General features: G+C 44.8%; 16 protein-coding genes. 6 read left to right on the top strand and 10 right to left on the bottom strand.

Annotation, left to right across the window (positions count from 1 at the left end):
• Positions 1-127: 127 nt before the first annotated feature.
• The 5 genes from ACE1CA_RS05660 to ACE1CA_RS05680 all read left to right on the top strand — a co-directional run bounded on the left by ACE1CA_RS05660 (position 128) and on the right by ACE1CA_RS05680 (position 6,939).
• Positions 128-2,545 (top strand): heavy metal translocating P-type ATPase, encoded by a 2,418-nt coding sequence (locus ACE1CA_RS05660; protein ID WP_413278516.1) that lies wholly within the window; start codon positions 128-130, stop codon positions 2,543-2,545.
• Positions 2,546-2,872: 327 nt separating this feature from the next.
• Entirely contained in the window at positions 2,873-3,238 is a 366-nt protein-coding gene (locus ACE1CA_RS05665; protein WP_413278515.1) for a hypothetical protein, read from the top strand.
• 280 nt (positions 3,239-3,518) lie between these two features.
• Positions 3,519-3,671: a DUF1345 domain-containing protein gene (locus ACE1CA_RS05670; RefSeq protein ID WP_486517670.1), complete on the top strand. Its 153-nt coding sequence runs from the start codon at positions 3,519-3,521 to the stop codon at positions 3,669-3,671.
• 20 nt (positions 3,672-3,691) lie between these two features.
• The gene (locus tag ACE1CA_RS05675) at positions 3,692-5,899 is read left to right on the top strand and encodes an FUSC family protein (protein ID WP_413278514.1); all 2,208 of its coding nucleotides are present in this window, start codon (positions 3,692-3,694) and stop codon (positions 5,897-5,899) included.
• 788 nt (positions 5,900-6,687) lie between these two features.
• Complete coding sequence (locus tag ACE1CA_RS05680) at positions 6,688-6,939, top strand: hypothetical protein (RefSeq protein WP_413278513.1); 252 nt, start codon at positions 6,688-6,690, stop codon at positions 6,937-6,939.
• A 323-nt stretch (positions 6,940-7,262) separates the two neighbouring features.
• Here the strand turns inward: ACE1CA_RS05680 and ACE1CA_RS05685 are convergent, their stop codons facing one another.
• Positions 7,263-7,574 (bottom strand): late competence development ComFB family protein, encoded by a 312-nt coding sequence (locus ACE1CA_RS05685; protein WP_486517671.1) that lies wholly within the window; start codon positions 7,572-7,574, stop codon positions 7,263-7,265.
• A gap of 192 nt (positions 7,575-7,766) precedes the next feature.
• A complete protein-coding gene (locus ACE1CA_RS05690) occupies positions 7,767-10,487 on the bottom strand; it encodes a PAS domain-containing protein (RefSeq protein ID WP_413278511.1) in 2,721 nt (906 codons plus the stop codon).
• A gap of 565 nt (positions 10,488-11,052) precedes the next feature.
• Between ACE1CA_RS05690 and ACE1CA_RS05695 the strand changes: the two genes are divergently transcribed.
• On the top strand, positions 11,053-11,598 hold the full coding sequence (locus tag ACE1CA_RS05695) for a Uma2 family endonuclease (RefSeq protein WP_413278510.1): 546 nt from the start codon (positions 11,053-11,055) through the stop codon (positions 11,596-11,598).
• Here the strand turns inward: ACE1CA_RS05695 and ACE1CA_RS05700 are convergent.
• From ACE1CA_RS05700 to ACE1CA_RS05735, 8 genes are all read right to left on the bottom strand, one after another.
• Positions 11,595-13,385, bottom strand: coding sequence for a mechanosensitive ion channel family protein (locus ACE1CA_RS05700; RefSeq protein ID WP_413278509.1), 1,791 nt, complete (start codon positions 13,383-13,385; stop codon positions 11,595-11,597). The genes ACE1CA_RS05695 and ACE1CA_RS05700 overlap by 4 nt on opposite strands.
• A gap of 244 nt (positions 13,386-13,629) precedes the next feature.
• On the bottom strand, positions 13,630-14,496 hold the full coding sequence (locus tag ACE1CA_RS05705) for a CPBP family intramembrane glutamic endopeptidase (RefSeq protein ID WP_413278508.1): 867 nt from the start codon (positions 14,494-14,496) through the stop codon (positions 13,630-13,632).
• Between the two features lie 103 nt (positions 14,497-14,599).
• Entirely contained in the window at positions 14,600-15,100 is a 501-nt protein-coding gene (locus ACE1CA_RS05710) for a hypothetical protein (protein WP_486517672.1), read from the bottom strand.
• 47 nt (positions 15,101-15,147) lie between these two features.
• Complete coding sequence (locus ACE1CA_RS05715; RefSeq protein WP_486517673.1) at positions 15,148-15,828, bottom strand: TIGR00266 family protein; 681 nt, start codon at positions 15,826-15,828, stop codon at positions 15,148-15,150.
• A 65-nt stretch (positions 15,829-15,893) separates the two neighbouring features.
• Complete coding sequence (locus ACE1CA_RS05720; RefSeq protein ID WP_413278505.1) at positions 15,894-17,066, bottom strand: lipase family protein; 1,173 nt, start codon at positions 17,064-17,066, stop codon at positions 15,894-15,896.
• A complete protein-coding gene (locus ACE1CA_RS05725; protein ID WP_413278504.1) occupies positions 17,056-17,541 on the bottom strand; it encodes a hypothetical protein in 486 nt (161 codons plus the stop codon). The genes ACE1CA_RS05720 and ACE1CA_RS05725 overlap by 11 nt, the downstream gene beginning before the upstream one ends.
• Positions 17,542-17,553: 12 nt before the next feature.
• Positions 17,554-18,834 carry a PrsW family intramembrane metalloprotease gene (locus ACE1CA_RS05730; protein WP_413278503.1) on the bottom strand — a complete coding sequence of 427 codons (1,281 nt, stop codon included), beginning with the start codon at positions 18,832-18,834 and terminating at the stop codon, positions 17,554-17,556.
• 194 nt (positions 18,835-19,028) lie between these two features.
• Positions 19,029-23,282: a beta strand repeat-containing protein gene (locus ACE1CA_RS05735; RefSeq protein WP_413278502.1), complete on the bottom strand. Its 4,254-nt coding sequence runs from the start codon at positions 23,280-23,282 to the stop codon at positions 19,029-19,031.
• Positions 23,283-23,530 lie beyond the last annotated feature (248 nt).

The following is a 23,530-nucleotide window of genomic DNA, read 5'->3' on the forward strand; positions in this document are numbered from 1 at the left end:
GACAAGGGGACAAGGGGACAAGGGGAAGCTCATTAACTTAGAACTATTTTCCTAACTCAAAACTCAAAACTTCCCCAGTCCCCAAAACCAATTTTTACAGAATTTCTTTTGCGTTTTAGGAGAAATCATGACTGTTACTAGCGATGCCAAATTAAGTGAAAATACTTTTAGTTCAATTGTTTCAAATGGGTCTAATGGTTCTAAAAAAACTGTAATTAATGACAACCCAATCTGCCAAGTAGAGACAGTTCATTATAAAGTAGTTCACTGGACTGCGGGAAGATTTCGTATCCGCATTCCTAAACTTTTTTATGACGATGAGTATGTAAATCAACTCCAATATGTTTTAAAAAAATTGGATTTTGTGAGTGATTTTCAAATTAACGCGATCGCTAGTTCTGTAACAGTCAATTATAACACCGAAGATACTTCTATTCCTTTAATTAAAATAGAAGAAAAATTATTTAAAGCAATTCAAGTTGCCGCAATTACGGAAGTTCCAGCAACATATATCAGCGAAGAAAAGAGTGAGAAAAAGTCAGAAAGCAGCAACGAAATTGACTTTGTAGAAAGGTTGGGATTGCCAGTTGCTGGATTAGTTCTCAGTGTAGCTGCATTGCTGGGAGCACCGATTCCTAGTTTTGTGATAGGTGCGGTGGTAATCGCTAGTGCGATGCCAGTATTTCATCGGGCGATCGAAGCGATTCAAGAAGAAAAGCAACTAACTATTGACTTTTTGGATGGATTAGCGATCGCACTACACACCGCACAAGGACATTACTTCGCACCTGCGTTCATGGTAGGTTTAGTTGAAGGGGGAGAAACGATTCGTGACTTGACTGCCAGAGGAACGGAACGCGCATCGTTGAACTTGTTGGATTGTTTGGGGAAAACTGCGATCGTCGTCCGGGATGGACAAGAAATAGAAATCGAGGTTAAAGATATTGTAGAAGGCGATTATGTGATTGTCTTCCCTGGCGATCAGATTCCGGTAGATGGGATTGTGGTACAAGGAACTGGATCGGTGGATCAAAGTAAACTGACGGGGGAATCTGTTCCGGTAACGAAGCGAGAAGGCGATGAAGTCTTTGCTTCTACTTTGGTATCAGATGGACAACTAAGAGTTTTAACCGAACGCACCGGAAATAATACTCGTGCAGGTGTGATTGTGAACTTGATGCAAGCTGCACCCGTGCATGATACTCGGATTGAGAACTATGCGGCAATGGTGGCAAATCAAGCTGTAATTCCGACGCTATTGATCGGTACGAGTGTAGGTTTGTTTAGTGGCGATTTGAACCGCGCGATCGCACTGTTAACCTTAGACTTAGGTACAGGGATTCGGGTTTCTGTGCCGACTTCGATTTTATCAGCTTTGACATACTCGGCGCGAAATGGCGTGTTGATTCGCAGCGGTCGGGCAATAGAAATTCTCGCCCGAATTGATACAGTAGTATTTGATAAAACCGGGACTTTAACTGTCGGGCACGCGGGAGTTAATGACGTTGCAGTAATGGACGATCGCTTTACCTCAGATGAACTGTTGGTATTAGCGGCGACAGCAGAACAACGCTTAACTCACCCGATCGCAGAGGCGATCGTTCATTGTGCAAACCATCGCGGATTAACTTTGAAAACTTGCGAAGAGTGGGAATACAAAGTCGGTTTAGGTGTAGCTGCCCGGATTGACGGGATTGAGATTCGCGTCGGTAGTCCGCGATTCATGAAAACAGAGAATGTTGATTTAACTGAGTTTGAACGCCGTTTTCCTGATGCTTTGACTAGTGGACAATCCTTGGTTTATGTGGCAGGTGATGGTAAACTTTTGGGAGTAGTGATGTATTGTGACCCCCCACGTCAAGAAAGCCAAGACGTGATTCGGGAGTTAAAGAGTTTGGGTGTTACTCCTTATATGTTGACGGGTGATGTGACGCGGGTGGCGAATGCGATCGCAGGGAATCTCGGCATCAATCCCAACAACGTTTATTCGGAAGCTTTCCCAGAACGGAAAGTGGAAGTAGTTAAGGAAATTCACGATCGAGGTAAGACTGTCGCCTTCTGTGGAGATGGGATTAACGATTCTGCGGCTTTAGCTTATGCTGATGTGTCTATTTCATTTGCTGGTGCAACGGATATTGCCAGAGAAACTGCTGATGTGGTGTTGATGGAAAACGATTTGCGGGGATTGATCATGGCGATTAAAGTCGCACGGTATACGATGGACATTATTTGGCAAAATACTGCGATCGTAGCTGTTCCCAATATTGGCGCACTCCTATCCGGTATTCTCTTTGCCCTCGATCCAATTCTCGCAGTTGTCATCAACAATGGAACTGCAATTTTAGCAGAATTGAACGGTCTAAGACCACTACTCGGACCCGGTGATGTAACTCCTTTAGGACATCGTTTAAGTGTTGCGGAAATTGAAGAAGAAGAGGAACGTTTGCATAGTCATTATCACATTCCTGAAATCAGTGAATCAGTAAATAATCACTCGAATGGAAATGGTAATGGAAAAAAAACCACCGTTGAACTATCGCTCTAAGCTTTGATTACGCTTAATAGACTAATTGTAGTAGAGACGTTGCTTGCAACGTCTCTACAAGTTATTTTACCAGCACAATTTTGCTTTTAAAATACTCGGCTTTCATATTTTTGAACCAGTTTTTCACTTTTTTGGTGTAAGCTTATCTAATAGGAAAAACTGTAAATTTTCAACGGTTAATATGGCAAAAAAGTTTAATTTGTTATCTCAAGATTTGAGAAATAAAATTTGATTTTGATTGTGATATAATAACTCTGAAAATTTTCTCTATCTATCTCTAGGACTAGCCGAATTATGTTGAATTTTCTTAATAGATTGAGTTGTATAATGATAGGAACAACTTTACTATTTCCTAGCATTGCGATCGAGACAGCAACAGCGTCCCCTAGCTTGAGTGATGGCATTATTTGTATTGCCAAAGGCAAGACAGATAAAGGTAGTAGAATCTACTTTTATACCTCTGTCATAGATGACAATACTATGCAGAAAAAACAACCAATTTCTGTTACTATCAATGAATCCATAAATGGACAAATGCAACCTGCCGGATTAGCTTCCACAAGTTATCAAGGTAACAATAATTATAGCGGAAAATCTCAAGCAGGAAGTCCGATTAGTTTTAGCTTGTCACGTGACTATAGCGGGATTCAAATTCGACATGGTGGCAAAACTTATACGGGAATTTGTCACTAATATTAGAGCGATCGAGACTAAGCAAAAAAGTCAGTAAATCTTGATTGAACTTTTCCTATAACGAATGGTGGAGAGCGGGGAGTAAGCTGTTCCGCATTTAAATTGGATTGTTTGGAAACAGAAGAAAATTGGTCTAATTCTCTCCCCTGCTCCCCTGCAATCTTAATAAGTGATTTAAATGCGTGACAGCTTAACTGCTTCCCTACTCCCCTAAGTTAGGGTTTCCTATGATTTTATAAATTATAATGTCGATCGACCTATATATTTCGATTTTTTAGATGTGGTGATTACGATCGGTTTAACTTATGCGATGAGTGATGTTAATGCTGCTTCCGATCGCGCTCGTTGTTTAGTGTTATTACATAGCATAATTTCTTTTTTCTTTTACTCAATAATCGTCGGTAGTGCGATCAATGCGATCGTCACTTCCTAAAAAATTAGCCCAATACAAAAATGAGTAGCACTTCATCTTTATTTCGCGCTAACTTCAATGATTTGACTATTGTTCACGGCATTCGCGCTGCGATCGCCTTTGCCTTACCCTTGCTAATTGGTCAATATACTGAACATATAGAATTGAGTATCTTGCCAGCTTTGGCAGGTTTTTTCATTACCCTAATTCCCGGTGGAATTCCCGGAAGCTACGGGGATAAATTTTTGGCAATGGCGATCGCTACAATAGGTTCTGCCAGCGTTGTCTGGATTGGAATTCTCAGCAATCAAATTCCCTGGCTAGTTGTTCTATTAACATTTATCGTAATTTTTATTACTACCTTTGCTGGTGTGTGTGGTAATGGGGCGACTGCTAGCGGACAGGTAATTGCGATTTTTTGGTTAATTTCGACTCACCTTTCTAGTAACTTAGAGTTAGCAATACAACAATTTTGTTTAATTTTATTGGCTGGTGCTTGGGGAACAATATTTTCTTTAAGTGGATGGGTATTCTATCCTTATAGACCAGTTCAGAAATCTTTGGCTAATAGTTACCGTATCCTGACGAAGTTTCTAGAAACTGTGTTGGAAGAGGAGATGAACGACGAGGATAAGTTATGGGATACAATTACTTCTAAAGCACAGTATAAAGCGGGAATAGCGATCGGAGAAACTCGCCAACTTTGGCATAATGTTTGGCGATCGCAAAAAGGTTTTCAACAAAAAGGTAAAAGGTTGCTGTTACTAATTCAAAAAGCAACCGAGATGTATAGAGAAATTATTACCCTTACTGAAGTAATTGTCGGACGAGGGAAACATCCTGAATTGATAAAAATTCGCCATGAACTAACCCAGGCACTTCAGTCCTTGACACAAGCAATGAAAATTCTCGATGACGTGCTGGAGTCAAGAGACTTAGATGAACGTCGGCAGATTACTAGAGAAACTCTGATAATTTTGGATGATGTGCAACAACAGATGCAAGAATTAGAGAAAAAGTGCCGCAAGTGGACAAATTCTCAAGATGCGAAGCTAGGGGAAATGTCAGAGAAAACCGCCCATTTTTTGCCGACATTGTTTACCGCCTTAAGAAACCTAGCCAAACAGATTAATTCCACAATTAATCTACTCCTTGATTTTAAAAGTGAACAGCAAGTTTCTGTTTCGATCAACTCGGTTCCCTTTAGTTCCCCTAATTTCTCAATTTGGGAAACTTTAAGTAATAACTGGACATTTGAATCAGTAACTTTCTCCCATGCTTTGCGGATAGCTACAGTCGCTAGTTTTGCGATGTTAGTTTCAGCCAGCTTTTATTGGCACAGAGGATATTGGATTGCGCTAACGGTGCTGTTTGTTCTCAAACCCGATTATGGTGCAACGATGCAGAGAGTTGCACAGCGAATTAGTGGCACTGTTGTGGGAGCAATTCTAGCAGCTGGTTTAGTTTTGAACGTTCATGACTTAAGAGTACTTCTGGGAATTGTCATCATAGTAGCGCTCTTAGCAGGTGCGATCCGTTTGGTGAATTATGCTTTGTTTATTCTGCTGCTCACTTTGATGGTTATTGTGGTACTGAATCTCAGCAAACCTGGAAATTGGTATCTTGCAGAAGTTCGCATTTTTCATACTCTGGTAGGGGGAATTTTGGTAGTGATTAGTTACTATATTTGGCCTATCTGGCAACGACGCTACCTTCCCAAACGAATGGCGATGTTGCTGCAAGCGAGTTTAACTTATTTTCAAGCGATCGCATCTGCCTATCAAGGAAAAGAGCAAAGCCTCAAAACCCGTAATGTCATGCGCCACAAAGCTGAATTAGCCAGCGCCAATGCTATGGCTGCTACTGAACGTATGAGTCAGGAACCGAAGCGATTTCAGGGAGATTTGGAGGGATCGATCGCATTACTCATCAATGTCAATAGTTTAATCAGTACAGTAACTAGCCTCAGCTATCATCTTTATCGGTTTCAGCCAACCAATTCCTTTCCCGGATTCGATCGATTTGTGCAACAAGTGACAGACACATTGCAAAATTTAACTCACTTTTATCAAATGGGAACTGCTCTGGCACCACTGCCCGATTTTAATCAAAGTTTGGATTTGGCAGAGGACTATGTAGAGAGCCTTCAGAACAGTGACTCCCAAAAAGTACAAGACTTGACTTTTGTAGTCGCACAACTAAATCGCCTTGCTGATGAAGTTAAAGGTATGTATCAGGCACTAAAGTAAAGATCAGAAATTTTAGATTTGGGATAGATAACGGGCAATTTTTTCAATAGTTCCGGCTAGATTTTCAGGGAGACTTTGTAGCTGCCGTTCTATTTCTTCAATTACCCGGATGGAAGCAGACTGAGAGTGAATGATTACCTGTTATGACCTGGAAAATAAATCATGAACTTGAGGAAATTTGTCCTTGGACTACTGACCCTGAGTAGTATTTGTGCTTTCCCTTCTGTAGCTTTGAGTGCACCCTTGGATATCGTTTTGTATACTGGCGGAGATGATCTGAGGGAAGGAAGTTATGCCAATTTTTATATCAAGCTTCGAGGCAGTTCTCTAAGAAGATTTGATAACATCACGTCAAGGCGAAATCTACCCAACAATTCATTAAATCGTTACAGAATCGACCTTCCTGCGTTAACTTCAGCCAGTCAAGTTGAATTTTGCGAGATTGAGCATGTTTCGCAAGAGAGTTTTCCTCAAACAGCCGATAACTGGAATTTAGATATGGCTATTGTCATTATGCGTACACCGGGGAGTTTCCCAATTGTTCTATGCGAAAGAACAACTACCCATCGGTTTGAAGGGAATACTAGACGACTGACTCTTCAACCTGCTCGTTAATTTAAGCAACTTTGAAATTCAGTTAAAGTTAAGCGGCAAGGGCTGTCGTACAATTTTGTAATGTATGATGACACTTGTCGTTTCCTTGCTGAAAACTTCTCTGCCGACTTTGCCAGTTGGTTACTCGGAGTGCCTGTTAATCTGACCGAGATCCGGCAATACGGGCGAATTTAATGGCAGCCTCCGCGATTTTAGCTGGGTTACGATTAGAGGAGGACGTGATTTATCGTTTAGTGCAGAGGGACATTATGCAAGAATCTGTAATTTACCGTTCGATTCAAAGAGACGAGAAGCGAGCGATCGCGCTCAACTTTCTACGGGAAGGCTTATCGATTGAAACCGTTGCTCGTGGAACTGGCTTATCGATCAAAGAAGTTCAGCAACTTCAACAACAGATAAATCAGCCTTCACAGGGCGAAACTTGAGTGTGCGAGAGGTTGCTCGCAAAGATGCGGCATAATAACGCAAAATTTAACTCACTTTTATCAAAAGGGAACTGCTCTGGCACCACTGCCCGATTTCGATCGAAGCTTGGATTTGGCAGAGGACTATGTAGAGAGCCTTCAGAACAGTGACTCCCAAAAAGTACAAGACTTGACTTTTGTAGTTGCACAACTAAATCGCCTTACTGATGAAGTTAAAGGTATGTATCAAGCACTAAAGTAAAGATCAGAAATTTTAGATTTGGGATAGATAACGGGCAATTTTTTCAAGTTCCAATTATTTGTTGCCACTAACTATGGTAATCTTAATTGGCGATCGCACCTCCATTAGACCGCGACTTCCTTTCCCTTTGAGCCGCCTTTATTCCCCAACTAGCCGCTTTAGAAATTAAGTCTTTTAACGTTTCTTTAGCTCTTTTTTGTTGCCAAAAGTATCCCTCGGAAGTAGTAGCATATAAGGGTGGTAGACGATTGAGCGCATAAGCTGTCGCTTCAGTCGGATTAATAGTTCCGGCTAGATTTTCCGGGAGACTTTGTAGCTGCCGTTCTATTTCTTCAATTACTAGTGTTTCCATTGCATTCCGATAGAGTGAAACTGGTTCATGTATGGAATTCATAGCTAAAAAAATGTAAACATGATATTTTGAATGATTGATGTATTTTTGTTAGGCCATTTACATATCGCAAAGTTTACAGTAGATAATCGCACCCTTATAACATCAATCACTCATAATTGAATTTAGCAGAAAATCCTAAGTAGCGGGGAACTGGCAAGCAGAAAAAAGTAGAGTTTATTGGCACGTTTCTGTTTAAGATTGCTCAATTAACTTTTTTTGACTCTCCATTAGTCTCAGGATAACGGTTAGCAGTTGAATAGGTTCGATCGGTTTAGGTACATGAATTTGAAATCCAGCCGCTAGTGCCTGGAGACGATCGCCCTCTCTAGCATAAGCAGTTAATGCGGCAGCAGGAATTTTTCCACCTTGGTTGGGTGGTAGCGATCGAATCCGACGCATGAGGGCGAACCCATCTTCATCAGGCATTCCCACATCGCTGAGTAATACATCGGGTTTTTCGGTTTGCAACAATTGCCAAGCTTCTGCGGCAGAGGCAGCAGTTGTAACTCTTGCACCATATTGCTCTAAAGCTGTTTGTAAAAATTCGCGGGTATCTCTTTCGTCATCGACTGCCAACACATGAATATTGGATAAGTCGATCGAGCTATCGGCGATCGTGTGACGATATAATCCCTGGTAACTAACTTGATGTTGCTGTAGGGTAGGGGACAATAGAGGGAATCGAACGGTGAAGGTTGTACCCTTTCCTTCTCCAGCGCTATCAACATAGACGTATCCTCCATGTAACTCTACCAAATTTCGCACGATCGCTAGTCCTAATCCCAAACCACCCTGAGTGCGGGTAGTTGTGGCATCTTGCTGACGGAATCGTTCAAAGACGTAGGGCAGAAAGTCGGGAGAAATTCCCTTACCGGAGTCTATCACTTCAATTTGAGCATAATTGATTATCTGTCCCGCTCCTTTTACAGATGAATCGCCAGTAACTAACGATAATCCCACCTTTACTTGTCCGCCAATAGGAGTGAATTTTACAGCATTAGAGAGTAAATTCCAGACAATCTGCTGTAATCGTTCTGGATCGCCGGAAATGAACTCTGGATCGAGAGTTGAATGAAATGAGAGGGTAATAGATTTGGCACTAGCAGCAGGGGAGATAGTATCTATTGCCGCTTGAACGCAAGGAATTAAGTTCGTTGGGCGTAAGTTTAACCGAATTTTTCCCCGAATGATCCGTGAGATGTCGAGCAAATCTTCGATCAATTGGGTTTGTGCTTGAGCATTTCGCTCGATCGAAGCTAATGCCTGTTCTCTTTTCTCTGGGTTAAAGGTATGAGTGCGAAGCAAACGCGACCAGCCGAGAATTGCATTTAGGGGCGATCGCAATTCGTGAGAAACCACAGCTAAAAACTCATCTTTCATTCGGTTAGCACGTTCTAATTCCATCCGGGCTGCCCGTTCCCGTTCCAGTGCTTGCGCTCGTTCTTCGATGACTAATTTCCGATCGTGAATATCAGTTGAAGAACCAAACCATTTTACTATCTCACCATTCTGGTTACGCAGCGGCAAAGCTTGTGATAAGTGCCAGCGATATTCTCCATCGCTGGCTCGACGCAGACGATGCTCTATAGTAAACATATTGCCAGTTGCCAAAGCTTCCCTAAAAGCTTCGATCGTCTGGGGCAAATCCTCTGGATACATAATCTGATGTATCCCTTCCCCATTAGCTTGCTCTATTGTCAATCCGGTGTAGTCGTACCAGCGTTGATTGCAATATTCATGATCTCGATCGGGACGAATCACCCAGAAGAGTTGCGGCATCGTTTCTACTAGGGTGCGGAACATAAACTCGCTGGTTCTGAGCAGCCCTTCAGTTTGCTTGCGATCGCTAATATCTGTCACCGTTCCAGACATACGGTAAGGTTCTCCTGCTGCATCATAAAACCTTTGTCCCAGCGCCAGCACCCAGCGGATTGAGCCATCAGGCCAAAAAGTGCGGTACTCCTCCTCAAATTGGTTGCCATTGTGCAAAGTATCGGTGGCAGCAGATATCACTCGCTGACGATCGTCTGGATGTAAGGCATTAATATGCCACTCGTAAGTAATGGGAAAATCGGGTGGGAGTCCGAAGATTTCTTTGCAGCGATCGTCCCAAGTTAAATGTTGAGTCCGTAAATCCCAATCCCAAATCCCCTGCTTCGCCCCTCTCAACGCCAGTTGCAAGCGTTCCTCACTTTGTTTCAGTGCAGCTTCTACTTGCTTAAGAGAAGTGATGTCCAAAAAAGCCCCAATCACGCCGCGAATTTCTCCTGATTCATACTTGAGTGGAACTGCTTTGCCATAGAGATAACAAACATCACCATCGTCAAAGACGAACTCAAATTCTCCAGAAACAGATTGCCCGGTACGACCTGCCTGTTGCATGGGTAAATCTTTAGGGTCAACATCCTGACCTTGCTGTTGTATTTTGAACTGGAAGGGATATCCACCAGTGGCAGGAGTTGCGGTCATTATAGAATCGGGCGATCGACGCATGATTTCATAAGCTGCCCGATTGGGAGTAACATTGTGACATAGCGGGTCATGAGCAATCCAAACCCCAGCCGGAACCGCTTCCATAAACGCTTCCAACTCTAAAGCTCTAGCTCGTGCTGTTGCCTCACTCTCTTTCAGTTGCTCATGAGTATCCGAAAGCTGGCAGTTGAGAAATTGCATCTTCTCGTTGAACGCAGCGAATGGCAAAAAACTGGCGTTCGTGTGGGTCAGGGCGAGAAGCATTGTTACTAGCCCAAACAAACCGATACTTCCCACCCCACCACTCACAACAGCCAGATTAATCCAACCACATGAGAATTTAGAATCGATCGTTTGTGATAAGCCAATGAGTCCTACCCCATAAATGAGGAGAGACAAAAGGTTAACGAGCAGGGCGAAACGTTTGTTTTGGAGGAGCATAGTAATTTTGGTAATTCTCTCGAATAACGAAGAGGCTGGATATGAAGATTTTGGGGTTGAGGATAACTTACGCCTTTTAGTAGAAGGCTACAACTATCTGAGGAGAGAAATTAATCTCCTTCCTTCTTAGGAGTGAACTGTTCTCTGGTTGTAGTTGTAATTATAAATAAACTTAATTAACTTATTAAGATTTAATCATAAGCTTAAAAGAAATTATTTCTTGATAGTCGCATCGTTAAACTAAGGTTGTGATAAAAATCCAGAGTAAGATTTTAAATATTCCGATCGACAGATGTTGAAATAACGATAATTAAGTACAATTTATCGGGTTTTGGGTGCTGGAGATATGAAAACACTCAATTGGCTGCTGGCGAGACCCATGTTGAATTTTTACCAGGAAACCCAAGCAACTCCTATATTCAGTATTATATAAGAAAATGCAAGCTGAGGCAGTTGTGCGGACTAAACTCGAAAGCTTTTTTCCCGCAGATGTAATTAAAAAACTTTATCGCGTACACTGGAAGCAAGTTGTTAAATAAACTTATCTTCTTTTGGATCGAGTACGATGATTCAATCAGCATCAAAACTTCTAACTGTCGATGAATTCATTACCCAATATGGTGATTCGCCAGATTATGAATTAATCGATGGCGAATTAATTAATATGGAAGCAACTGGACTACATGAACAAGTAGTAGCTTTTGTAGGACGAAAGCTCAATGTGGAGATCGATCGCCAAAACCTACCATACTTTATCCCACACCGATGTTTAATCAAACTATTAGGAACAGAAACAGCATTTCGCCCCGATCTAATTGTATTAGCTCAAACTCAATTAGTAAATGAACCATTGTGGCAACAAGAACCTGTTATTACTTCAGGAAACTCTATTAAACTAATAGTTGAAGTTGTCAGTACAAATTGGCAAAATGATTATGCTCGGAAAGTCGAAGATTATGCAATTTTAGGTGTGCCAGAATATTGGATTGTAGATTATCTTGGTCTTGGTGGTAGAGAATATATTGGCAAACCAAAACAACCAACTATCACAATTTGTACTTTGGTTGAAGATGAGTATCAAAAACAGTTATTTCGAGTCGGGTATCTTTAGTTTAAAGTGGTGTTGTAACTAATCCTTTGAGGTTTGCCAATTTCGATATTATTTGCGGCAAAAGCTTGGCGAACTCGCAAACGAAACTCTCTTCCAACACTCCATTGTTCCATCGGTGCGGTTTTTATCCAGACTCTTACTAACATTCCCTTGTAGGATAAATCATCAATACCTAAAACGTCAGGTGGTTCAGGTAAACGCACTCGCCATTCCGGTTCACTATAAAGTTTTTTCCCGACTTCTCTGAGAATTTCTAACACTTTTTCGGGGTCATTTTCGTAGGCTACTACGATCGCAAAATCCACCCGTGACCAAAGGCGTGTTAAATTACTCACATCTGTAATATTACTGTTAGGAATTGTAATCAGTTGACCTTCGGCATTTCTTAATTGAGTTACTCGCAGATTCAAATTTTCTACTAATCCGCTTTTATCCCCAATTTGAACTACATCTCCCACAGCAAACTGATCTTCCATTAAAATTAGACAACCATTGACGAGATCCTTGATCAAACTTTGAGAACCAAAAGAAATCGCCAAACCAATTATCGCTCCACCTGCCAAAATTGAACTAGTTGGAACATTGAATAAACTTAACGTCCAAATAATTCCCAGAATTATCAAAACAAAAGTAATTAGTCCTTTTAAAGCTCCTGAAACTGTTTTAGTTCTTAGAGCAATCCGCTGAGCTTCTACCCAAGAAATTTCTTGATTAAGTTTCCAGGGATGAATGAAGCGATCGATCGAACTTCTACAGATCCGAATCGCCAAACTAACTGCAAACCAAATTAAAAGTAATACTAATGGTGTTGCCCAGATATTTAGACTCCATTGCATCAGAATTGGAATTTGGGAGAAAATGAAAGAAATCCCAATGTACCACATTAAGATAAAAGTCCAGAACAGCAACCACTTAAGAAATTTGTCAAACTCCAATCGTTTTGTGACGGTGAATTGCTGTTGCATATTGGCGAGAAATTTCGATCGCAAATGAGCAATTTCCCTAGCTTCTGCCTCTTCTCCCTCCATATTCTCATCAGCGATATCCTGCGATTTCTGAGCTTTTTCCGCTGCTGCGGCAGCAAGTTCCAATTCTTTTTGATAGCGAGCTTCCAAACTTATTATCCGGCGACTCAATATTCGCCAAAACAGCCAAATTACAGCACTAGCAATTAAAAGTCCCAACAAGATTTGTGTTGCTTGCCATAAACGTTCCCGCAAAACTTCTGGGGACAATAGTTGCTTCATGCGAACTATTTCCTCTTGAATAATCTTTTGCCATTCTTGGGCTAACTCTTCCAAAGTTTTGCCATTATAATCAGCGTCAGGTTCTGTCACCGTGACTAACCGAACTGAACGGGAACTTTGATCGTCACTAATCTGAATAATCAGACGATTATTCAACATCGCAGTAGAAACAATCGGCGTTTCTTTTGCTTTTATAGTTCGACCAATAACTCGCCAAAGTCGATCGGTAATTTCTTGTGCCCTAGTCTCAACTGGAAGTTGTCCCTCTGGTACATTTTCCCGATTCCAAATCGTTGGCGATGCCACTTCAAACAAAATTTTATTGTCCAGAGGTGACTTAACTTTAGCAATTTCAAATTCCCCTACCCGGCTAACTCCCTCTGGAGGCTGCATTGGATTATTAGAAGCCGCTGTTGGTAAAGAAGGGATTTGACTCTGAGCAGGAACAGTCCAGCCGATGCACAAACTTAACGTGAATACACAGATCAAGAAACAGCGAATTACTGTTTGAAACCAACGATAAGATAAGAACCTACTCATGAGTCAAAAAAATCCAATTAGTCTATATATGACTTACCAAATTTTCACACGATCTTTCTCATTCAACCACATTCGATCGCCAGGTTTAATCCCAAACGCTTTGAAAAACCCCTCCTCATGCTGAAAAGGAGCAAAGCCACGATAAACACCTGTGGGATGCCCATCAGTTAACGTTATTTGGCTTTAGTTCATTTATACAGGCTGCGGCGATCGCCAGGACGCGCCATCCATGCCGGACTCCGGCTCAGGCCCTGCGCTTCCAGGACGGCGGAACGATTTTGCCGCGCTGAACTGCCAGGATCAGCAATATCACGCTGGCTGTAGCAGACACCAGGATAGCGATCAGCGAGCCCTCCATGCCAGCACTGCCTCCGGTGAGCAGTTCCGGGCCTACGAAGGTGGTCTTGAACAAGCCTTGCCCGGTTTGACCGCCGGACACGGAGCCGGAGAAAATCTTGCCCATCGTGTAGTTCCAGGCTCCGTGGAGGCCGATGCCCATCCACAGGCGACGAGTGACCATATAGGGCGCAGCCAGCATCGGACCGAACACAATGGCGATGGACGCGATGCCTGCGAGGGTTTCACCTTCGTTCCCACTATGCGTAAGGCCGAACGCCACGGACGAGACGATCAGCGCCACCCAGCCGCCGAACACTTCCTCAAAGATGCGAAACACCACACCCCGGAACAGCATCTCCTCGCCGACAGGAGTCACCAGCGCACCCCCTGTTGGCAGAACTTGCTGCCAACTGTCGATACCCTCGATGCGGTAGAGGCCGAGAACCATCGCGATCAAAACGCAGGTGGTGAACAGGCCAAAGCCGAGCAACAGGCCGATGCCGAGTTCGCGACCCATACCGGGCAGGGTCAGTTCGCTGACCGATCGGCGTTCCACGAAATGCGCGAAGCTCACATACACCAGCAGCAGGTTCGCGACGGTCAACAAGCCCACGATCAGGGATGGCACCGGGCTTGGGGTGAACGTCTGGATGAATACTTTGCCTGAAAAAGTCACGTAGAACAGGATGTAGGATAGCAGCAGCAGGCGGGTAAGCGGGAAACGCAGGATGCGTAGTAACAGGCGGATTTTGGAATCGGTTTGTGTATCCATTGGCGATCTCCAGTTAGGAAAGGATAATTTCATTGCAGGGTGGGTTAGCGTAGCGTAACCCTTGCGGAGGTTGGGTTTCGTGCTTCAACCCAACTTACTAACTTCAATCTATTAAAGAAATCAGAATCGTGATTTCGTTTGGACGGTATCCAGCCACAAGCAAGCCGGACAGGGCGGCACCATCACCGATCGCATATACTCTCAAGTCACTGACCTGTGAATTATCAAAAACGGCTGCCAATGCTTGCTCTGCTTTGGTGCGATCGTCAGTGTCTACCAGCAGCAAGACGGGGACAAACTGAGCCGCTGCTGGATCGGCGATCGCCCTCAGTTCTGCCACAATATCCGGCGTAACACCGCCAGTCCGCGCATAGACCTGTTTCCAGGTACTCATCCAAGCATCTGCGCCAAACTGCTCCCAAAGCTTACCAACAAAGTGTTGATAATATCGCAACGCAATAGGTTCTAGATCTGTTCCTGGTTCAATGATTTCATCAAACACGGCACTGCCAAATCCCGCCTGACTGGGCTGCCCGTAGATTGCTCGCAAAGCCGTGACAGAGGTGGATTGGGGTGGGGATGGATCGGAGTCAGGGAAAACCATAAACGTCCTGTAGGAAAAACGGTTTGCTTAGAAATGAACATCAACTGCTACTGCTGCTGGACTGGGGCAGCTTGGGGATTAGCCAGGAGAGAAATTGATCCTGCGATCGCGTTTGAATCAAAAACTTGCCAGGTCCCCCTGAGATCGACCACGAACCCTTCACCGCTAAACAGGAAGGTCTTCATACCGCCAATGGAGCGGGTCTGGAAGGGCATCGATTCGGGCAGCGCTACCAGGTGTCCGGTATCGATGGTGAACAACTGACCCGCCGCTAGGGTGATTTCATGAATTGCTCCATAGGAGGACACTACCATTTGCCCCGTGCCCTGGGCACGCAGCATAAACAGCCCTCCACCCGTACCAAAGAACGACTTCGAGCCGCCCCACTTCGAGTCAATCTCAACCCCCATAGCAGATGCCACGTAGGACCCAGACTGCACCAGCATCGGCTCAGTGATGTCTAGAATGGTCAGGTCGCCAGGGAGGGAGGGAGCCACCAGCACATCGCCCCCCTCGCCTGGAGCCGTGTAGACATTTTGGAAGAAGCTTTCGCCGCCAAGGAGCGATCGCTTCAATGATTGCATAAAGCCTCCCGTAGCCTTAGTTTCCAGGGTAACGCCGCCAGACATACCCACCATCGAGGCGGCCTCTACCCGCACCTGTTCTCCTCCTGCCAGACGGATGCGCCCCAGAGTGTAGGCATTTTGGTACATCAATTCAACTTGCATGGTTAATACTCCTGATCAATGGTTGACACGGTTAACAAAGCTATGCCGATCGCAAATCCAGTTTTCTACGACAAACGCACTCGTAAATTATCAAAGCCCTTATCTGACCGGGTTTCTGCTCCTTGCTCAATGGCTTGGCGATAAGTTTCCACAAAATGATTGGGCATAATGTCGCCCTGTTGGGAAAGAAACGACCATGACTCTCCCACGTGCACAAAGTCATCCTTGAGTAGTTTGCTTAAGGGCAGCATGGGAATCATGTCTGCCAGATTGGTGATGCGATAGTGATTGGGAAGCAACTGGCTGTGGGCTTCCACAAAAGCCTTGTTGCCTAACCGGGGACCCGCGTAGGTATAAACCTGAATACTGGGTCGTAACGCTGGGAAAATCAGGGCTAGATCGATCGCGGCAAAGGTCGTCAGAGCCGCCCCCAAACTGTGTCCAGAAATTATCAGCGGTTTCTTAGGATCTAAGGATTGAACTGCTTTCTTGACGGCTGCGGCTAAATGCGTTTGATAAAAGTTATAAATACCGGAGTGAACTTTACCAATGACCGTTCCCTTTACTGGATGAACGTAGTTTGTTTGAATCGCCAGGATATTTTCTAACCATTCCAGTTGGCGCTGAGTCCCTCGAAACATTAGGATATTCATCTTGGGAGAAGACAACAAAAACCCGTAATAAACCGGGATTTGTTGTCTCAAATTTACCACCTGCTTGACTTGATTCTGAATGATATCTTTTGTTTGGTTGACGCGATCGCCCAATTCATTCAGGTTCTCAGGAGTGTTTGCTAACGCTGCGAGTGGCACTTCAAAGGGAATTGCCTCTTCCACTCGTTCGGCTGCTTTAAAGGATGTAATTTGGCGAAAGGGTTTAAAGCCTGTTGTATAGAGTGGTAAGGCTGAAATCCTACCGTCATAATTCGCGTCATATTTACCCTTGAGATATTGCTGGGTACAGAGCTTGCTGCCAGTAATCAACAGCTTAGACCACTCGCGGTTGTAGGGAATGGTCGGCGATCGCAGTTTAGCACTCTGTTGCACAGCGACCGAATCTTTAATTGCAGTCAGGTCAGCGCCAAAGGCAGATTCAACCAGTTGAGTTGGATCGTACAATTGCCGCAATTTAGCTTGTTCGGCTTGCAACGCTTGCTGCTGCAACTGTTCGCGCCCAAATACTGCCGCGATCGTAGTGCCTAATCCAGACCAGAGTAAAAATCGGCGGTTAAATCTCATCTTGCTCACCAGATGGAGGACGATCTGAGGTGAAAGACAATTTGCTGACATAGAAATGATTGACAGCTTGCCCCACACCCCAGAAATAAGAGAAGGCAAACATTCCAGGTGCTAACGCCCCAATCAGCGGCACAATGACTCCCACTGCCACTGTCAATAACCAGACCAGGAACCCCATCAAAACTGCGCCAGCGATCCCAAACAGAATGCCAACCCTGGCTAAGAGACCGCCTCCCTTCTGGAACTGCCAGAGGCGGGCAATCCCAATCACCAGTAAAATGTTGAGCAGCACCAGGACGATCGCTTGCAATAAACCAATGTTGGGAATTGGCAGCAGAGCAACGATCGCCGCACCCAGCGCATAATCTAGAATTAAGTTGCGGACTTTTAAGTTAACTTTAGCGGGATGATCCATAGCGATCGCGATTGATGGGCTATTGAGATGGAAATCAGGCATTAGGACTGCGGTGAACATACACCCCCGCCACTAAACTGGTTGACTACTGGGCTGGTTCAGCATTTTCGCATCACGCAGGCGCAGCAATTCCTCGCGCCAGGATGTCACCAGGGTATCGGTTTCTACATCCTGACCCTGATGCTGCACCCGCCATTTGCGAAATGCCAGTTCATTCTGCGCTCTCACAATGGCGGCAGAAGTGCGGCGATTGTATCCTGGAATGCGGCGGGTTTGGAAGATGCGATCGCCCTTCACAGCTTCATACTCTTCCGGCGTAATCACAGGTTCCTGTTCATCAGCAAGCTGTTCTCGAATCACATTCCGCTCCCAAATGCCGCTCTGCCAGAGCATCACGCCCACAATCAAGAAAAACGGGAAAAACATTACCAGTTTTATGGCGCTTTGCTGTACCCACTGATTGAGGAAAGGTGCCACCACAGCTGGTGTGACAGTCGCGGATGTATCAGCCACAGGTTTGCCCGTCTGAAAATAGATGACCAGTGCGATCGTCAACCCGATCATATTGTTGAGGAAATGAGCCGAAAACCCCAGCAGCCAGCCTCCCGCCGGAGCCGCATAGCGCAACCAGCGACGGGTGGTTTGACGGGCTAACCCCAGCCCTGCCCCAAACAATCCTGTAAATAGGGGATGACCCGCAAATCCAAATATCGCAAGGCGAGCGGCGATTTCATAATATAGCGGGATATCTCCTGTGCTGATAAATCCTTTGGTGATGTAAAAAGGAGTTTCCTGCAAATTAAAGCCAATGCCGACCAATGCTCCATAAATGAAGCCGTCGCGCACATTATCAAACTCACTTCGGAATAGCCAGAACAACAGCAAAACTCCCAGCCCTTTGGCTGTTTCCTCCACCAGTGGTCCTGCAATTGGGGCGGTCAGCAGCATCACGGCATCTTCACCCAAAACGCCTTTGATCTCAGGGTGAAGCGCCACAAAATCACCTATACTCTTGAAGAAAACGTTGTTAGTGGGAAAGGCAATTCCAGAGGAAATCAGCGCCCCCCACAGCAAGGCAATCACATAAAGCCAGCGAGATTCTGGTTCACGTCGATCCAGAAACCACAGAATGGCAAGGGGGAGCAGCGTCACCAGGAACGTGCCCAGCAAGCCCATGATGTAAACCTGTACAGCCGCTGGGGAGAGGGTCGAAAAGTAGACACGGAATAACGAAAACGTACTGGCTAGTAACAGCACAACCAGAACAATGATGGCAAAGATTGCATTTTTAGGACGGCTCAAGGGCGAACCGTAGAGAATGTGGGCAATCTCAGTAGATGTTATTTTAGTCATGGAATTAATTTAATCAGTAAACCAAGAAGTTTTTCCTCTCATAGCGATCGCTTTTGGCTTTTGTATTCTGTGACACCGTAATCTTTATAGGGGTCAACTACTGAGTTATCAACAAGAGGGAAAAAGGTCAAAAATTAAGTTAGAGATAAGTATGTTGTTGCGCTATCTTCGCTAAAGCGCAACAACGTACCAAACTAAGGCAAAGAAACAAAATCTGCTTGCGTAATCAAATTAACAGCAATTCCATTCAAAGTTGCCAACAATTGATTACTACCAAGCTGAGTAATAACCGTATTATTTCCACTTTGGGTAAACGCTAGTTGTTGGAAAGTTAAACCACCAGATAAAGCTAAGAAATCCACCCCATCTTGGAAATCAGTAATCAGATCGCCACCTTTGCCAGAAGCTAACACAAATCGATCGCTTCCATTCCCACCAGAAATCGAATCATTACCTAGATCGCCACTGAGGAAATCATCACCAACTCCACCAATTAAAGTATCATCACCTTTACCCCCATAAATCGAATCATTACCCTGATCACCATTGAGCCAATCATCCCCTAAATTGCCAAAGAGTAAATCATTCCCTTTGCCACCACAAAGTTCATCATTATCACTTTCAGAAGTCTTAGTTGCATTGCCGCCGTAGAGCGTATCATTGCCATCATCACCGCAGATAAAATCATTGCCTAAATCGCCAAACAACAAATCATCTCCATTTCCCCCTACCACAAAGTCCTGTCCTTGACCACCATAACCTGTATCATTACCATCCTGACCAAAAATCAGATCGATCCCAGTGTTACCGAACAATACATCATTACCGCTACCGCCAAAAATTACATCATCATCGGTACTACCTGATAAATTCTCAGCACCACAGCCAAAGATTGTATCGTCGCCTTTATCGCCAGCTAAAATATCATCTCCTTTGTCACCGTAGAGGATATCATTATCTTGACCACCGCGCACTAAATCATTACTTTGACCGCCGCGCACTGTATCATTACCTTGGTTCCCGTTAACGTAATCATCACTTTGGTTGCCGTTGAGGAAATCATCGCCTTCACCACCAGCTACCCAATCCGTATCTTCACTGCCAAAACATTGGTCATTTCCTTTGCCACCAACTAAATTATCATTACCACTTTTCCCTAGTAATAAATCATTGCCTTCAAACCCGAAAATTTCATCATTCCGACTCCCACCAAAGAGAAAATTAGCTTTGTTATTACCATCTAAGATTCTATAAATCGGATTTAAAGTTTCTAATTCACTTACACCAGGAACATTCTCCAAATCAGGAACAGTAATATAGTCACAGAAACAATCAGCTTGATCTGCAATAGCCACGCTGGCATTCTTGGCTGCACCGACGTTGTAACCATTACCATTATTTAAAACCAGTTGGACAGTTTTTCCTGGGTCAAATACGTTATTAGGAACAGCAGTGACATTTAAGGTAGCCTTGGTTTGTCCTTCAGCAATGGTAAAACTAGTACCAGAAAGATTGATAATATTGTTACCTATTGTCAGATTGTAGTCAGTGGTAGGGTTAGCAGTTCCAACTCCACCATAGTTGATGGTTAAACCACCTTTGGGGGCAGGGTTGTCTATGGTGATGATAAATTGACCATTGACCAAACCTTTTTCGCTGGTAAAACCTTGAGAGGCAATGGTGACGGTGGGTGTATTATCAACAATGGTAATGGTAGCTTGAGCAGTAGCACCCAAGGTGTAGTTATCCTGAGCGCTCTTTTCTAACGTGAGTTGAACGGTTTCATTAGGGTCAAACACTGCATCGTCAACCGGGCTGACGTTGATGGTAGCGGTAGTTTGTCCGGCAGCAATGGTAAAAGTCTTAGCCGCAATATTGACAATATTATTGCCTGGAGTCAGAGTGTAGTCGGTGGTGCGGGTGGCGCTTCCGGCTACTTTATAGATGATAGTCAGACCGCCTGCGGGAGCGGGGTTGTCGAGTGTAATGATAAAAGTGCCGTTGAGTTTGCCTCTTTCGTTAGCATTTGTGCCTGGGGCAATGCTGACGGTGCGGATATCATCGGCAATGGTCAGGGTAGCGTTATTAGCGGCACCGACGTTGTAGTTACCACCACTATTTAAAACCAGTTGGACAGTTTCATTAGGGTCTCTTACTGCGTCATCAACGGGAGTGACGTTTAAGGTGGCAGTGGTTTGTCCAGGGGCAATGGTAAAACTGTTGCTGGTAACGTTGGTAATGTTTTTGCCTGTGGCTATCGTGTAGTCGTCAATGCGGGTAGCAGTGCCGCCGATGCTGTAGTTGATGGTGATTCCGGTGGCGGGGGCGGGGTTGTCTAAGGTGAGGAGAAAAGTGCCGTCGATGCTACCTCTTTCGCTGGGATTGCTGCCTGGGGCTACGGTAATAGTGGGCAGGAGTGTGGGGGTGACAGGAGGTTGCACAGGGGGTTGCACAGGAGGTTGCACAGGAGGTTGCACAGGGGGGAGGTCATCACTGACAATGACAATGCTGGCATTATTGGCTGTCCCTACTTTGTAATTATTGCCTTGATTTAAAACCAGTTGAACAGTTTCGTCGCCTTCTACAACTGAGTCATCAATGGGGGTGATGTTGATGGTAGCGGTGCTTTGTCCGGCGGCAATGGTGAAACTGTTGGCATTCAGGGCGGTAATGTTGCTGCCGTTGCCGAGAGTGTAGTCAGTGGTGGGGGTAGCGCTGCCGCTTACCCCATAGTTGATGGTCAGACCGCCTGCGGGGGCGGGACTGTCTAAGGCGACGACAAAGGTGCCTTTAACAGTGCCGCTTTCGCTGGCATTTTTGCCTGGGGCAATGCTGACCGTGCGGACATTATCATCAATAATGGTCAGAGTGGCGTTATCGGCAGTACCGACATTGTAGTTACTACCACTGTTTAAAACCAGTTGGACGGTTTCTCCTGGGTCGATCGCTGTGTCATCAACCGGGATAACATTTAAAATGGCTTTAGTTTGTCCAGGGGCAATGGTAAAACTGCTGGGAGTAATGGCGGTAATGGTGCTGGTAGTGCCGAAGTTGTAGTCGGTGGTGAGGGTGGCAGTTCCGCCCAGACTATAATCGACGACGAGACCGCCTGCGGGGGCGGGGTTGTCTAAGGTGACGATAAAGGTGCCGTTGAGTGTGCCTCTTTCGTTGGGATTAGTGCCTGGGGCAATGGTCAGGGTGGGTATTTCTCCCAGCTTGGCGACAAAGATATCAGTGCTTCCTTTGGAAGTCAGGGTCGTATTCCCGAAGGTGGCAGTGCTACTGAAAAGACCTGTGGAGTAGACGTTGCCACTACTGTCGCTGGTGATGCCATTACCATAGTTTCTATCACTACCCCCCAGGCTTTTCGCCCAAATGACATTTCCAGTGCTGTCCAGTTTGGCTACGAATGCGTCATCGCGTCCTTTGGAAGTCAGGGTCGTAGTTCCGAAGGTGGCAGTGTCATTGAAATCGCCTGTGATATAGATGTTGCCACTTGTGTCAGTAGTGACCTCAAAACCACCATCATAACCACTACCTCCCAGACTTTTCGCCCAAGCAATGTTGCCACTACTATCCAGTTTGGCTACGAAGATGTCTGCACTACCACTATTGGAAGTCAGTTTTGTATTTCCGAAGGTGACGGTGTTAGAGAATTCGCCTGTGATATAGATGTTGTCGTTACTGTCAGCGGTGATGCTGTAAGCACTGTCTACACCATCACTCCCCAGACTTTTCGCCCAAGCGATGTTGCCACTGCTGTCTAGTTTGGCTACAAAGGTGTCTGGGTTGGAAGTGGAACTCTGGAGGGTCGTACTCCCGAAAATTACAGTGCCGCTAAATGAGCCTGCGATATATGAGTTGCCCTTCCTGTCGGTGGTGATGTCATAACTAGTTTCTCCCTCACTACCCCCCAAACTTTTCGCCCAGACGATATCTCCTGTGCTGCTGTTCAGCTTGGTTACAACGATGTCACTGCTTCCTTGGGAATTCAGGGTTGTACCCCCGATGGAGGCACTGCCAGAGAATTGTCCTGTGGCGTATAAGTTGCCGTTATTGTCAGTGATAATGCTCCGAGCAAAGTCATCACCACTACCTCCCAAAGTTTTCGTCCAAGTGATGTTACCGCTGCTGCTATCCAGTTTGGATATTAGGATATCAACGTCATTTCCAGTGCTGTCTGTTGAGCTGGATATTGTGTATAGGTTGCTGCTACTGTCAATGGTGATTTCACCACTCGATCTATTACCAATGTTTTGCACCCAAATGGGGTTGCCACTGCTGTCTAGTTTGAGTACTACGACACCTGTGTTAGCAGCACTACCGTTTATATCCTTTGTGATAAAGGCTGTGATGTAGAGGTTGCTGCTACTGTCGATAACTACGCTGTCGCCTAGATCGGCTAAGTTACCACCGAAACCTTTTGCCCAAATAACATCAGTAGTCATTGTGAATTCCTGTGAATAATTAAGGATTGAAGAGAGAATCTTGTTACTAATCGCTACGCAGTTTCCGGTGCGCCGTTCTCGCCAGTTGCTATAGGCGCTGTCTGCTTGTTGAGTTGCTTTTACCCAGACGTAACCCTAATAAGCTGTCACGCATTTAAATCACTTATTAAGATTGCAGGGGAGCAGGGGGGCAGGGGAGAGAATTAGACGAATTTTTTTCTGTTTCCAAACAATCCAATTTAAATGCG

It is taken from the genome of Floridaenema evergladense BLCC-F167, from assembly GCF_041929205.2.
Lineage (GTDB): Bacteria > Cyanobacteriota > Cyanobacteriia > Cyanobacteriales > Aerosakkonemataceae > Floridanema > Floridanema evergladense.